Source organism: Duganella sp. CY15W (genome assembly GCF_009857555.1).
Taxonomy (GTDB): Bacteria; Pseudomonadota; Gammaproteobacteria; order Burkholderiales; family Burkholderiaceae_D; genus Rugamonas; species Rugamonas sacchari.
Genome location: NZ_WWCQ01000001.1, coordinates 147,716 through 160,624 on the forward strand (window position 1 = coordinate 147,716; position 12,909 = coordinate 160,624).

Here is a 12,909-nt window from a genome sequence, read left to right on the forward strand (position 1 = left end):
CTTACACGGCTCCGGGCAGGTAAGGTTGCAGCTGTGGATTGACCGGCGTGCCCGCCAGGCTGTTGGCGAAGTTGCACAGCGTGGCCAGGCTGATGCCCAGCACCACTTCCAGCGCCTGCTGCTGGTGGTAGCCGGCCGCCAGGAAGGCTTGCAGGTCGGCGTCATCGACGGCGCCGCGGCGGGCGATGACGGCGCTGGCAAATGCCGCGACCGCGTCCAGCTTGGCGTCGCCGGTGGCCTCGCCTTCATGCAGCGCGCGCACGGCTTCGGCGGACTGGCCGGCTTTCTTGAGCCAGATGGCGGTGTGGCCGGCCACGCAAAAATCGCAGCCGTGAATGCGTGCGGCGGTGATCTGCACCACTTCGCGTTCCGCCAGCGACAGGCTGGCGCGCGCGTTGATGCCGGAGACGGTCATATAAGTCTCCAGCGCCACTGGCGCGTTGGCCAGGACGCCGATCAGATTGGGCAGGTAGCCGTTGTTGGCAATCGCCTTCTCAACGAAGGGGCGGCTGTCTTCGGGCGCGGTCTCCAGGGTTTGCAGCGGCAGACGGGACATGTTGGGCTTTCATAAACAGTGACAGCATATTATCAGTGTCCCGCTGTTTCGCCACCATATCCAAAAGTCGCGGTTTTGTGTTCAAACGTCTTTTTATGCGGCGCGCAGCTGGCGGCGATAGGCGCCGGGCTGCTCGCCGACGATGCGCTTGAAGGCGCGTGTGAACGCCGCATGCGACTGGTAGCCGACGTGGCTGGCCGCCTGCTCCACCGAGTCGCCCGCGTTCAGGCGCTGCGCCGCCAGCCGCATGCGCAGCCGCAGTAGGAACTGCGCTGGCGGCACGCCGCCAATATCGGTGAAGTGTTTGCAGAAGGCCGCGCGCGACATATGGGCGGCCGATGCCATGCGGGCGATCGACCAGTCCTCGCCGGGGCTGGCCAGCATCTGGTCCAGCAGCGACATGAATTCCGCGCGCTGGGCCAGTGCCAGCAGTCCGGCGCTCAGCGTTTCGCGCTGGCTGGCATGGCGGATCAGGTAAAAGAACAGCAGCTCCACCAGCCGCGCGATGAGCGGCGTCGGGCGTTCCGGCCCACCGCCGCCTTCCGCCAGGATCATGTCGAACAGCGCGGCCGTATGCCCCAGCGCCGCATCGCCATTGCGGCACACCAGCACTGCGGGGAAGGAGTTGATGACCAGGGGACTCAGCGCGCCGCTGAAGCTGAAGATGCCGCACGCGAGGCCGATGCTGTCTGGCGCTGGCGGCACGCCGAGCGCGCGCATGGTCTGCGGCTGCGCCGGTGCATGCGGATCGCTCGATGGACTCAGAAAGTGGGGCAGGTCGCTCATCAGGAACACGCCATCGCGCGCCCGCAGATGCAGCGGCGGCTGGTCTTCCCTATGCAGCCAGCATTCTCCTTCCAGCACCAGATGGAAGCTGGCCTGGGCCTGGCCGCTGGTCGATGCCCGCCATGGGCCGCAGTAGCGGCCGACATGGAGCGCGGCGGCGTCCAGCTCTATGCTGCTGAGCAGCCATTGGGCGAGTTTGTCGGAGGTGGCGGCTTGCATGCCATGATTGTAGAACGGCTGGCGCACGGCTGCCAGAACGGATTCGGCATATCCTTATGCGGCTGGCGCAGGAGCGGCCGGTTTGCGATCCAAGGTATAATCCGGGGCTATATTAACGAAAGGATGTGCAACATGAAGATTGCCAAGAATACAGTCGTGACTGTGAATTACAAACTGTCCGATGCCCAGGACAATCTGATCGAAGACGGCAGTCAACCGATGGTCTATCTGCACGGTGGCTACGAGAACACCCTGCCAAAAATCGAAGAAGAACTGGATGGCAAAGAAGTCGGCTACGCGTCGATTATCCAGATCGAACCGGAAGACGCATTCGGCGACTACGACGCCTCGCTGGTGAAGGTGGAAGAGCGCAAACGCCTGCCAGAGCCGCTGGAAGTCGGCATGCAGTTCGAAGGCATGCCGGACGGCGACGCTGGCGAAGAAGAAGCCATGATCTTCACCGTCACCGATATCGCTGACGACAAGGTGGTCCTGGACGGTAACCACCCGCTGGCCGGCATGGCGCTGCGTTTCTCGCTGAACGTGGTCGATGTGCGTGAAGCCACCGACGAAGAAATCGCCCACGGCCACGTGCACGGCGCTCACGGTCATCACCACGATGACGAAGATGATGAAGGCGACGAAGGCGATCACGTCGCCATCCACCCGATTCACTAAGCTTTACTGCGCTTCGGCGTTGCTGCCCTTGACAGAAAACAGGGCAGCGGCGCCGGGCGTTACCTGGACTTCGGCCCAATCGGCGGCCATGTTCAGATGCCCCACATTGCCACGCCATTGAATGGCAGGCTCGCCACCAGCGCCTTTCTGGGCGTCGATCAGCAACACCTTCCCTTTGTATTTTTCCGCCAGTGTGCGGATCTGCTTGCGCATTTCGGCAAAGCCATCCTGTTTGTTCTGAAAACTCGGCAGCAGCGAAAAGCCTTCTTCTGCCGTCACGCCGGGATCGCCGTCCGAGAACAGCACCAGGCCCTGCATCTTTTGCCGCTCGGCCAGCGTGAACAGGCGGTGCAGCCAGGCGCGGTTGGCAACCAGGCGGTCTTCAAACTCGCTGTTGCGGCCCGCTTCCGGAAGATAGTGGTTGTTGTTGGCGGGGAGGTTGATGGTGGCGAACAGCACCTTGCTGTATTCCCAGTGCGCGTTTTCCGCATAGCTGCGGAACTTGGCCGTGGACGACAATCGCGTGACCGTCAGGTGGTGCGCGCCCAGCGATTCGCCATCGACGTAGAACAGCTCACGCAGGCGGTTCAGGCGTTCAATCGCATTCGAGCGGCCGGCGGAATTGATACACGCGCTCCAGTCGCTGCCGGCCAGCGAGACGATCATTGGCTGCAGAGATTCATTCAGCACCGCATGGCGCTGTGCATACAGCTTGTCGCTGCAAGGCTCGTTGCGGGCCTTGATGCCGGTGGCGACCACAAACGCGGTATCGCTTTGCGCCGCCTCGGCAATCGCGCGTTTGAGCGCCGCCTCGTCACGGCCATGCTGCAAAGGATGGCCGATGACGCTGAACTGGAATCCGCGCGCGGCCTGCGGTGCGGCATGCGCTGTCGTCGCGGCCGTAGCGGCGAGGGCGATGCACAGCAGGCGGCGCGCGCGCGGGATCATGCTTGCGCCGATTCCGTCAGGCGCTTGATCTGATACAGGCGGTCCAGCGCTTCGCGCGGCGTCAACGCGTCCGGGTCGAGATCGTCGAGGGCGTCCAGCAGCTCGCGCATGGCCGGGTTTACGGCAGGTGCGGCGGGTTCGATTTCTTCGTCGTTGGCGTCGGCGATTGGCGCGACAAACAGGTCCAGCTGCGGCTTGGCGTCCAGCGCCTGCGCTTCCAGGCGCGCCAGGTGCTTGCGCGCGGCCTTGATGACCGGCTGCGGCACGCCGGCCAGTTGCGCCACTTGCAGACCGTAGCTTTGCGATGCCGGGCCGTCCTGTACTGCGTGCAGGAAGACGATGGTGTCCTTGTGCTCCACTGCCGACAGGTGCACATTGCTGGCGGTCGGGTGGCTTTCCGGCAGCTGCGTCAGCTCGAAGTAGTGGGTGGCGAACAGCGAGAAGCTGCGGCTGGTTTCGATCAGGTGGCGTGCAATCGCCCACGCCAGCGCCAGGCCGTCGAAGGTCGAGGTGCCACGGCCGATTTCATCCATCAGTACCAGCGAGTGTTCGGTGGCGCCATTCAGGATGGCAGCCGCTTCGGTCATCTCCACCATGAAGGTCGAGCGGCCGCCGGCCAGGTCGTCGGTGGCGCCGATACGGGTGAAGATGCGGTCGATCGGGCCAATCACGGCACTCTGCGCAGGAACATAGCTGCCCATGTAGGCCAGCAGCGTAATCAGCGCCACCTGGCGCATGAAGGTCGATTTACCGCCCATGTTAGGACCGGTAATCAGCAGCAGGCGGCGCTCATCGACAAAGCGGCAATCATTGGCGATGAAGCGCTCGATCTGGTTTTCCACCACCGGATGGCGGCCTTCCTTGATGTTGATGCAAGGCGTCTCCACCAACTGCGGCGCGCACCAGTTGTGGCGCAGCGCGTGGTCAGTGAGGGCGGTCAGCGTGTCCAGCTGCGCCAGCGCCTTGGCGATGGTTTGCAGCGTACCGATAAACGGCGCCAGGTCGCCCAGCAGCTGGTCATACAGCATCTTCTCGCGCGCCAGTGCGCGGTCCTGTGCCGACAGGGCCTTGTCTTCAAAAGCCTTCAGCTCCGGCGTGATGTAGCGTTCGCAGTTCTTCAGCGTCTGGCGGCGGCGGTAATCGTCCGGCACCTTGGTGGCCTGGCCATTGGTAACTTCGATGTAGAAGCCGTGGACCTTGTTGTACTCGACGCGCAGATTGGTGATGCCGGTACGCGCGCGTTCGCGCGTCTCCAGGTCGACAAGATACTGGCCGGCGTTTTCCGACAGGCCGCGCAGTTCATCCAGCTCGGCGTCGAAGCCGCGCGCAATGACGCCGCCGTCACGTACCATCACTGCCGGTTCCGGCATCACGGCGCGCTGCAGCAGATCGAGGCAGGCTTCTGGCGTCGACAGGTCGGCGTGGATGGCCGCCAGCAGGCCATTGGCGTCGCTCAGCGTGCGCTGCATGCAGTGGCGCAGTGACGGCAGCTGCGTCAGGCCGTCACGCAGGCTGGCCAGATCGCGCGGGCGGGCCGACAGCAGGGCGATACGGGTGGTGATGCGTTCGATATCCGGCACTTGCGCCAGCGTATGCGACAGCGAACCCGTGGCATCCGCCTGCGCCAGCGCGGCGATGGCTTCATGGCGTGAGCGGGCGACGTTCTGGTCGCGGCGCGCGTGGTGCAGCCAGTGACGCAGCAGGCGCGAACCCATCGCCGTGCGGCAGTGGTCCAGCAGCGAGAACAGCGTCGGCGATTCCTGGCCGCGGATGGTCTCGGTCAGTTCCAGGTTGCGGCGCGTGGCGGCGTCCAGGCCGATGAATTCATTTTCCGTTTCCGTGGTCAGCGTACGCACGTGCTGCAGGCCGCGGCCTTGCGTCGACTGCGCGTAACGCAGCAGCGCGCCCGCTGCGCCGAACGCTGCGCCCAGGCCATCAGCGCCAAAGCCGGTCAGCGTCGAAACGGACAGCTGCTCCAGCAGCGCCTTGTGGCCGCTGACCACATCGAAGTGCCACTCCGGCACGCGGTTGACGTGGCAGGCCGTGTATTCCTCGAACAGTTCACCGTTATCGCCGCGCAGGATCTCGGCTGGCGAGATGCGTTCCAGCTCCTGTTGAATGCGGGCGCTGACCGTGTGGCTGTCGCCCGAGAACTCCATCAGGCGCAGCGCGCCGCTGGCCAGCGACAGCCATGCCAGACCAGCCGTCGCCACCTTGCGCTGGCTGATGATGCACAGCGAGAGCAGTGGGCGTTCAGCTTTTTCCGGCAGCAGGTCGGCATCGGTCAGCGTACCTGGCGTGACCACGCGCATCACCTTGCGTTCAACCGGACCTTTGCTGGTGGCCGGATCGCCGATCTGTTCGCAGATGGCGCAGGATTCGCCGATCTTGACCAGCTTGGCCAGATAGCCTTCCAGCGAATGGAAAGGCACGCCGCACATCTTGATCGGCTGACCACCCGACGAGCCGCGCGCCGTCAGCGTAATGCCGAGGATACGCGCCGCCTTCTCCGCGTCCTCGTGGAACAGCTCATAGAAATCGCCCATGCGGTAGAACACCAGCATATCCGGATGCTGGCTCTTGATGCCCATATACTGCTGCATCATTGGGGTCAATTTTTCGGTCGGGCTGTTCTTGACGGCTGCGGCGTTGATTTCGTTCGGGACGGTGGTCATTGGTTCTTCAAATGATGGTGCGAGATAACCCATCATTTTACCGCTTTCAGCGCCACCGCTGGTGAATTCGCCGTGCGCTGCAGCCAGAGAGGGCACTGGGCTAAGCCAAACCACGTAAATCAGTGAGTTGCAGCGAGTATTTGAGGTAGTGCTGGAACGATATGGTTGCGGCACATCGTTCCAGCAAATATCTGCCTAGTTAATAAACGCCACCAACGCCGGTACCACTTGTTCAGGCGCTTCGTCGATCAGCCAGTGGCCGGAGCCTTTGATGATGACGCTCTGTACATTGCTTGCATACAGTTGGGCTTGCGTGCCGAGGAAGGCGCCTGCTGATTTTTCGCCGGCGATGGTGAGCACTGGCATAGTCAGCTTGGTTTTGCTCATCGGGCCGAAATCGGCGGCGTCCTGTTCAAAGTTGCTGAAGTAGGCGAAGCCGGCGCGCATGCCGCCTGGTTGTGCATAGGCGTTGGTGTACAGCTTGCGGTCCGCTTCTTTGATGGACTTGCCGCCGTTGGCCGAGAAGTCATTCCAGAAGTGTTCGAAGTAGATGCGCTCACGGCCTTTGACCAGTGCCAGTGGCGTCTCGCCGTAGAAGTGGAAGTGCCACACGGCGCCCGGAGGGAAGGCATTGCGCCAGTCGCCGACGCCGGGAACGAAGGCGTCCATGACCACCAGGCGGCTGGTGTCAGCCGGGAACTGAGCGGCGTAGCCGTAGGCCACCATCATGCCGATGTCGTGGCCGACCACGGCTGCTGGTTCGCTGCTGATGGTCTTCACCAGTTCGTGGATGTCGATCGCCAGGTTTTTCTTTTCATAGCCTTGCTCCGCTTTCTCGGAGCCACCCGCACCGCGCAGGTCCGGTACGATGACGGTGTGGTTTTTGACCAGTTCGCGCATCGCGGGGATCCACATATGGCCGGTTTGGCCGTAGCCGTGCAGCAGTACCACTGGCGTACCTTGGCCGCCCACCTTGTAGTGCAGGCGCACGCCGTTGACCTGTGCGTACTTGTCGGTGAAGCCGTCGACTTTGACATCAATCGGCGCAGCCGCATGGGCGCCGAGGGCGGACAGCGACAGGGCGGACGCCGCGATCAGACGCAGACCAAGGCGGCGGGTAGAGCTAAAAGCATTAAACATATTCTTCTCCAGAGAGTGAGATCATTGATATCAGGCGGAAGGCATGAAACCTCAGGCTAATTCTTCGTGGGTGTCGTTTCCAATACCCTAAAGAGTTATCCTCGGCGGTTTTCCTGCCTTCCGGCCAGGAATTACAGCTGGCTCATGCCGCCGTCGATAATCAGTTCGGTGCCGACCACGAAGGCTGCTTCAGGCGACGACAGGTAGAGCACGGCGCCAGCAACTTCATCCGGCGTGCCGAAGCGTTTCAGCGGGATCTGTTGCTGTATCCCGGCGGCCATCGCACTCAGTTGCGCTTCCGGCAGGCCCAGCCGGCCATACAGCGGGGTGGCGACCGGGCCAGGGCTGACCACGTTCACGCGCACACCAACGCCCACCAGCTCCGAGGACAAGGTTTTGGCGAGCGAGATCAATGCCGCTTTGCTGGCTGCGTACACGGAAGACGTTGGCATGCCGATGTGGGCGTTGATGGAGCCGTTCAGGACCACGGCCGCGCCCCGGTTGAACAACGGCGTCAGCGCCTGGATGATGAAGTAAGCGCCTTTCACGTTGACGTCAAACGTGTTGTCCCACAGGGCCTGGTCGACGTCGCTGAACGGGGCGAATTTCGCAACGCCTGCGTTGATGAACAGTGCGTCGATGTGGATGCCTTGTGCTTTCAGTTCGGCGGCCAGCTGTTTGGCGTCGCTGATATTGCCCTGGTCGTATTGCAGTGCGATCGCATCGCTGCCCAGTTGTTCGCGGGCTTCTTCCAGTGTTGCCAGGTCGCGGCCGGTGATGATGACGCGGGCGCCTTCGTTGGCAAACTGGGTTGCGGTAGCCAGGCCGATGCCGCTGTTGCCACCGGTGACGAGGACGGTTTTGTTTTCAAAGCGTTTCATGTTGATGCTCCAGAGTGAAGTTAGTTTTGCGTGCGGCTTGGATAGGCGCGCAGTTCGGTCAGGAAGGTGATGGTGCGTTCGCCGGCCAGCAGCTCAGGCAGCGCCGCTTCGTAGGCCTGGCGATAAGGCTTGTTCAGGTGCTCGGCCAGGAAGGTTTCGCGGCTGCAGGCCCAGGTTTCGTACAGGACAATTGTGTCCGGTTCGGCCTGGTCTTCATGTACCCAGGTGTTGATGAAGTCCGGCTCTTTCGCCATGTTGTCGACCACGTCGAACAGCATGGTGCGCATTTGTTCGCGTTTCTCCGGGCGCGCCGGTAGGCGTACGACGAAGGCGACGGTTTCACTGGCAGGGTGGGTCAAGGTAGTCATTGCTGGCTCTCAGATGAGTTGGTGTGAGATCACTATATTCATTCCTTGGTTGTGAATCGATGGTCTATATATGTATAGTTAATTCATATTTTGTGAATCAAATAAACAGCCGTTTACGATAAAAATACTGCGGCGAGGCAGATCTTTATAAAACCTTTAGACGCTCCACGCTAAGCTCCTGGCAGGCTAACGATGAGGAGGGCCGCCATGTATGACGAGACTTTCGATCCAAGACGCAGCGACGACGGATGTGAAGAATCCATTGCTACGCAAAGGCTGTTACGGGCGCAGCGCAAATCCTTGCGGGCTGGATACCTGGTATTTGCCGTGATCGCGCTGAGCGCCGGTATGCAATTGCTGATCGAAGGTCTTTACGGCCGATGAGTTTCGCGCAGCCGGCCAACGTCAGCCTGTAGCGCGTGTTAGAATTTTCGTTCTTCCACTTCGCCGGAGCATGACGACATGAACAAGTAATGCGCTGATGCTTTGCATCTATCTGACTATCGCTGCCCAATGCGACCTGTCAGCCGCATACTGACGTTCATCTTCAGCATCGCTTCCGCGCCTGCATCAGCAGGCCACGCCAGCGCTTTGTGCCATTCTGCGGCGGCAGTATCGCGGGCAGTTTTCCCCTCGTTTTTAAGGAAAACCTTATGCCGCATACTGATCAAATTGATGTGTATAACCACAACCGTACTTCCTGGGATCGTCAGGCTGCGCAGAACTGCGAATGGTCGCAGCCTGTCACTGCGGAGGAAATCGCTGCTGCCCGCAATGGCAGCTGGCAGGTCCGGCTGACGCCAGGTGCATTGCCGGCCGGCTGGCTGGATAATGTGCGCGGCCTGCGCATCTTGTGCCTGGCTTCGGGCGGAGGCCAGCAGGCGCCTGTGCTGGCGGCAGCCGGTGCGGACGTCACCGTGTTCGATGCCTCCGACCTGCAGCTACAGCAAGACCGTATGGTGGCGCAGCGCGATGGCCTGGCGCTCAAGGTCGTACAGGGCGACATGCGCGATCTGTCGGCCTTCGCCGATGACGCATTCGATGTGGTGTTTCATCCAATCTCTAACCTGTACGTGCCGGATGTGCGTCCGGTCTGGCGCGAGTGCTTCCGTGTATTGCGTCGTGGCGGCAGGTTGCTGAGCAGTTTTTACAATCCAGTGGTGTTTGTAGGCGACCGCGATCCCGCCTATGCGGAGCAGGGACTGATACGTCCGCGTTTTTCAATCCCTTATTCCGATGTCGACGATCTGGAGGCGGAGGCGTTGGCTGCCAGGCAGCAGCGCGGCGAAGCGCTGGTGTTCGGCCATAGCCTGGGCGATCAGATCAACGGTCAACTGGCGGCGGGCTTTGTGCTGACGGGGTTTTACGAAGACCATCAGCCACGCCCGCGCTTTGTGATCGACCGCTATCTGCCGACCTTCCTGGCGACGCGCGCGATGAAGCCATAACACCTCAATCGTGCTGCTCCAGCGCCGCGCCGCAGCCCCTGCAGAAGCGGGCGTCTGCATCATGGCCTGTGGCGAGGCAGTTGGGGCAGGCACGCGACGAGGGCCGTGGCTGGCCTCGTTGGTAGGTGATTTCCGAGCTGATGATGCCGGTCGGGACGGCCAGAATGCCCCAGCCGAGCAGCATCATGAAGGAGGCGATGGTGCGGCCTGTGTCAGTTTTGGGGACCAGGTCGCCAAAGCCGACGGTAGTCATGGTCGAGATGGCCCAGTAGACGGCGGTGGGAATGCTGGTGTAGCCGTTCTCCGGGCCTTCGACCACATACATCACGGTACCCAGCAAGAACACAATCAGGAACACGACCGACAGGAAGATGAAGATCTTGCGGCGGCTGGCCATGAGCGCCTCGCCCAGCATGCTGTATTCCTGGATGTAGAGCGTCAGTTTCAGAATCCGGAAGATGCGCAGCAGGCGCAGGATGCGCAGGCCCAGCACCACATGCGCGCCGGGGAAGAATAGCGACACATAGTTCGGCAATATTGACAGCAGGTCGATCACGCCGAAGAAGCTGCGCGCATAGACGGCCGGACGCTTCACGCAGACGCAGCGCGCAACATACTCGATGGTGAATAGCACGGTGAAGAACCATTCCGCCGCCTCCAGCCAGTCGCCGTGCTGCGCCGCGAACGGCCGCACGCTGGCCATCACCACCACCAGTACGCTGAGCAGAATGGCACCGATCAGCGCCAGATCGAAAGCGCGGCCTGTGGGCGTGTCCGATTCAAAGATGACCGCATACAGCGACGCCCGCCAGCCACCATCGGGCTTGCCGAGGCGCTGATGTGGATCCGATGACCGCGCGGCAGGCGCAGGGGTTTGATGTTTGTTCTCGTTAGTCATAGTGCCCCATCTTACCGGCAAATTCAGCCATCTAGCGCCGCCGTCGTTCCGTTGCTGGAGTGTTGAGCGAAATCACTATTATTTGCCGTCTTGCGGCATAGAGTGGGGCGTCATGCTTACCGGAGATAGTCATGTCGCAAAATTCTTTCAAGACGCAAGCAGATAACTCGGAAATGAAGATGAGTGCCTCCGCCAAAACGCGTATGCGGCAACGAGAGAGCGCGCAATATCGCTACTATGATGACGGTGGTCGAGGCCTAGGGAACTGTACTTGGGGAATTGGTACGCTCGCCCACCGTGGGCCATGCACTGCAGAAGAATTGGCGCGGCCAGTCAGCGCTACGCAGGTAGAAATAACGTTTTCTGCAAAGCTCGCAGAGGCGGAACGAACTGTACGTAAAAGAGTGAGCAAACAAGTGCTCACACAGGACCAGTTTGATGCCCTGGTCAGTTTTACATTCAATGCAGGTCCTCGCGGCGCCGAAAGTGCCTTGGCATATGCAGATAAAGGAGATTTCAAGGCCACTGCGCGGGCTATATCCCGAACGATTTATATGACAGTTCAGACCCGAAAAGGGGCGAGGCGTGTGGTTGCGCGTGGACTAATTCCGCGCAGGGCTGAGGAAAGCGGGCCGTTTCGTTTTCCTGACCAGTAGAACTATCACAACGATAAGGCGGTAAGTATGAAGCTATTAAAATTTGCTGTTCCTGCTTTGCTCTTTGTTATCCTGAATCTGCAGAGCACGAGTGGCGCGAATCCTCCTGTGGTTAACTCGGATATCTACGGGCGTTGGCGTATCTCTAAAGTCCTTGGCGCTTCGGATATTGCTGCAATGTCCGATAAAGAGGCCCAGGGTTTCGTCGGGAAGACAGTGACGATCACTAAGAACGTTTTCGTATTCAACGGCGAGACTTGCGATGCGCCTTCTTACGAGCGATCGCAGGACGACCTGGTCAAATCATTCAGGGAGTTGGGGAACATGCGTGTTGCGGCTCTGGGTTTGCCCGATCCCGTGACCTCTATTGATGCTCGCTGCACGCACCTGTTTCTCAAAAAATCAGGTGTCATCGTCGTTCACTGGAATGGCTTTTATTTTGATGCGATAAAGCGGCGATGATCGGCGTGTGCCAGTCTCGCATATCGAATTTGCATGAATCATCTCAATCTTCTTATGCCTGCGATGTTCGGCCTTACGCTAGCATGGGCGTATGAAAAAAATTCTGATCTTGATGTTGATGGCGGCATCCTTCGCTGCCCATGCTGACTCCTTCGTCAAAGGCGCCGATGTCGGCTGGCTGCCGCAGATGGAGGCCACTGGCTACAAATTCCGCAATGCCCAGGGCAAGGAGGAGGACTGCCTGCAGATCCTGAAGGATCTTGGTATCAATACCATCCGTCTGCGCACGTGGGTGAATCCGTCTGACGACAGGGCCAGCGGTCACAATAGCAAGGACGAAACCGTGGCCATGGCGGTGCGTGCGCAGAAGATGGGCATGCGCGTCATGCTCAACTTCCATTACAGCGACAGCTGGGCCGACCCGCAGCAGCAGCGCAAGCCTGCGGCGTGGGTCAATCATGACTTCCCGCAGTTGCTGAAGGATGTCTACAGCTACACCTACGATGTCATGCAAGCCATGAAGCAGGCCGGCGTGGCGCCCGAGTGGGTACAGGTAGGCAATGAGACGCGCACTGGCATGATCTACCCGGAAGGCCACACGGACAACTGGCCGCAACTGGCGCAGTTGATTAACCAGGGCTATGACGCCATCAAGGCTGTCAGCCCGGCCTCCAAGGTGGTGCTGCATCTGGACCGCGGCCATGACAACAAGTGGTTCCGCACCTGGTTCGATAATGCGAAAGCGTATGGCGCCAAGTACGATGTGATTGGCCTGTCCTACTATCCGTACTGGCTGGACGGCCGCCCGGACTACACTTTGTCGATCAACGACCTGGCCGCCAACATGAACGACATGGCGGCGCGTTACGGCAAGGAGGTCATGGTGGTGGAGGTGGGCGGCGAGGACAGTCAGCCACAAAATACCTATGACATGCTGGTGGCCGTGCAGCAGAAGGTGAGGGCGGTGCCGGACCACAAAGGGCTGGGCGTGATTTACTGGGAACCGCAGGGTGCGCGCAGCTGGAGCCACTACGAATTGAGCGCCTGGGGCGCCGATGGCCGTCCAACCAAGGCCATGGAAGCCTTCCGCACCCGATAGCGGAAGAAATTATTATAAGGAAGATCGTTTATTTTCGTTTTCAGCAGATCAAGGCTTGTCTATACTTTTTCGCAAAGTAAAACAACCAAGGACTG

The 12,909-nt window shown here is 60.5% G+C and carries 14 protein-coding genes; 6 read left to right on the plus strand and 8 right to left on the minus strand.

Translation table 11 applies throughout. The features are described 5' to 3' along the window. Position 1 precedes the first annotated feature (1 nt). Positions 2-556 carry a carboxymuconolactone decarboxylase family protein gene (locus GTP58_RS00735; protein WP_161075889.1) on the minus strand — a complete coding sequence of 185 codons (555 nt, stop codon included), beginning with the start codon at positions 554-556 and terminating at the stop codon, positions 2-4. 93 nt (positions 557-649) lie between these two features. Next, positions 650-1,561: an AraC family transcriptional regulator gene (locus tag GTP58_RS00740; RefSeq protein ID WP_161075890.1), complete on the minus strand. Its 912-nt coding sequence runs from the start codon at positions 1,559-1,561 to the stop codon at positions 650-652. A 132-nt stretch (positions 1,562-1,693) separates the two neighbouring features. Between GTP58_RS00740 and GTP58_RS00745 the strand changes: the two genes are divergently transcribed. Then, entirely contained in the window at positions 1,694-2,239 is a 546-nt protein-coding gene (locus GTP58_RS00745; RefSeq protein ID WP_072781166.1) for a peptidylprolyl isomerase, read from the plus strand. A gap of 3 nt (positions 2,240-2,242) precedes the next feature. Here the strand turns inward: GTP58_RS00745 and GTP58_RS00750 are convergent, their stop codons facing one another. The 5 genes from GTP58_RS00750 to GTP58_RS00770 all read right to left on the minus strand — a co-directional run bounded on the left by GTP58_RS00750 (position 2,243) and on the right by GTP58_RS00770 (position 8,251). After that, on the minus strand, positions 2,243-3,187 hold the full coding sequence (locus tag GTP58_RS00750; RefSeq protein WP_161075891.1) for a hypothetical protein: 945 nt from the start codon (positions 3,185-3,187) through the stop codon (positions 2,243-2,245). Beyond that, positions 3,184-5,862, minus strand: coding sequence for a DNA mismatch repair protein MutS (mutS, locus tag GTP58_RS00755; RefSeq protein ID WP_161075892.1), 2,679 nt, complete (start codon positions 5,860-5,862; stop codon positions 3,184-3,186). Before mutS ends, GTP58_RS00750 begins: the two co-directional genes overlap by 4 nt. Positions 5,863-6,057: 195 nt before the next feature. Beyond that, entirely contained in the window at positions 6,058-7,002 is a 945-nt protein-coding gene (locus GTP58_RS00760; protein WP_161075893.1) for an alpha/beta fold hydrolase, read from the minus strand. Positions 7,003-7,133: 131 nt separating this feature from the next. Continuing rightward, on the minus strand, positions 7,134-7,883 hold the full coding sequence (locus GTP58_RS00765; RefSeq protein WP_161075894.1) for an SDR family oxidoreductase: 750 nt from the start codon (positions 7,881-7,883) through the stop codon (positions 7,134-7,136). A 20-nt stretch (positions 7,884-7,903) separates the two neighbouring features. After that, positions 7,904-8,251, minus strand: a complete 348-nt coding sequence (locus GTP58_RS00770; RefSeq protein ID WP_161075895.1) for a putative quinol monooxygenase — start codon at positions 8,249-8,251, stop codon at positions 7,904-7,906. Between the two features lie 207 nt (positions 8,252-8,458). Here GTP58_RS00770 and GTP58_RS00775 point away from each other — a divergent pair, with 207 nt between their 5' ends. Beyond that, positions 8,459-8,635, plus strand: a complete 177-nt coding sequence (locus GTP58_RS00775; protein ID WP_161075896.1) for a hypothetical protein — start codon at positions 8,459-8,461, stop codon at positions 8,633-8,635. Positions 8,636-8,904: 269 nt separating this feature from the next. Beyond that, positions 8,905-9,699: a class I SAM-dependent methyltransferase gene (locus GTP58_RS00780; protein WP_161075897.1), complete on the plus strand. Its 795-nt coding sequence runs from the start codon at positions 8,905-8,907 to the stop codon at positions 9,697-9,699. 4 nt (positions 9,700-9,703) lie between these two features. Here GTP58_RS00780 and GTP58_RS00785 read toward each other — a convergent pair whose 3' ends face one another. Continuing rightward, entirely contained in the window at positions 9,704-10,597 is an 894-nt protein-coding gene (locus GTP58_RS00785; protein ID WP_161075898.1) for an ion transporter, read from the minus strand. 131 nt (positions 10,598-10,728) lie between these two features. On the opposite strand from GTP58_RS00785, the gene GTP58_RS00790 reads away from it, so the two are divergent. The 3 genes from GTP58_RS00790 to GTP58_RS00800 all read left to right on the plus strand — a co-directional run bounded on the left by GTP58_RS00790 (position 10,729) and on the right by GTP58_RS00800 (position 12,814). Further along, positions 10,729-11,253, plus strand: a complete 525-nt coding sequence (locus GTP58_RS00790) for a lysozyme (protein ID WP_161075899.1) — start codon at positions 10,729-10,731, stop codon at positions 11,251-11,253. A gap of 27 nt (positions 11,254-11,280) precedes the next feature. Continuing rightward, positions 11,281-11,715: a hypothetical protein gene (locus tag GTP58_RS00795; protein ID WP_161075900.1), complete on the plus strand. Its 435-nt coding sequence runs from the start codon at positions 11,281-11,283 to the stop codon at positions 11,713-11,715. A 91-nt stretch (positions 11,716-11,806) separates the two neighbouring features. Continuing rightward, entirely contained in the window at positions 11,807-12,814 is a 1,008-nt protein-coding gene (locus GTP58_RS00800; protein ID WP_161075901.1) for a glycosyl hydrolase 53 family protein, read from the plus strand. The last annotated feature ends 95 nt before the right edge of the window (positions 12,815-12,909 follow it).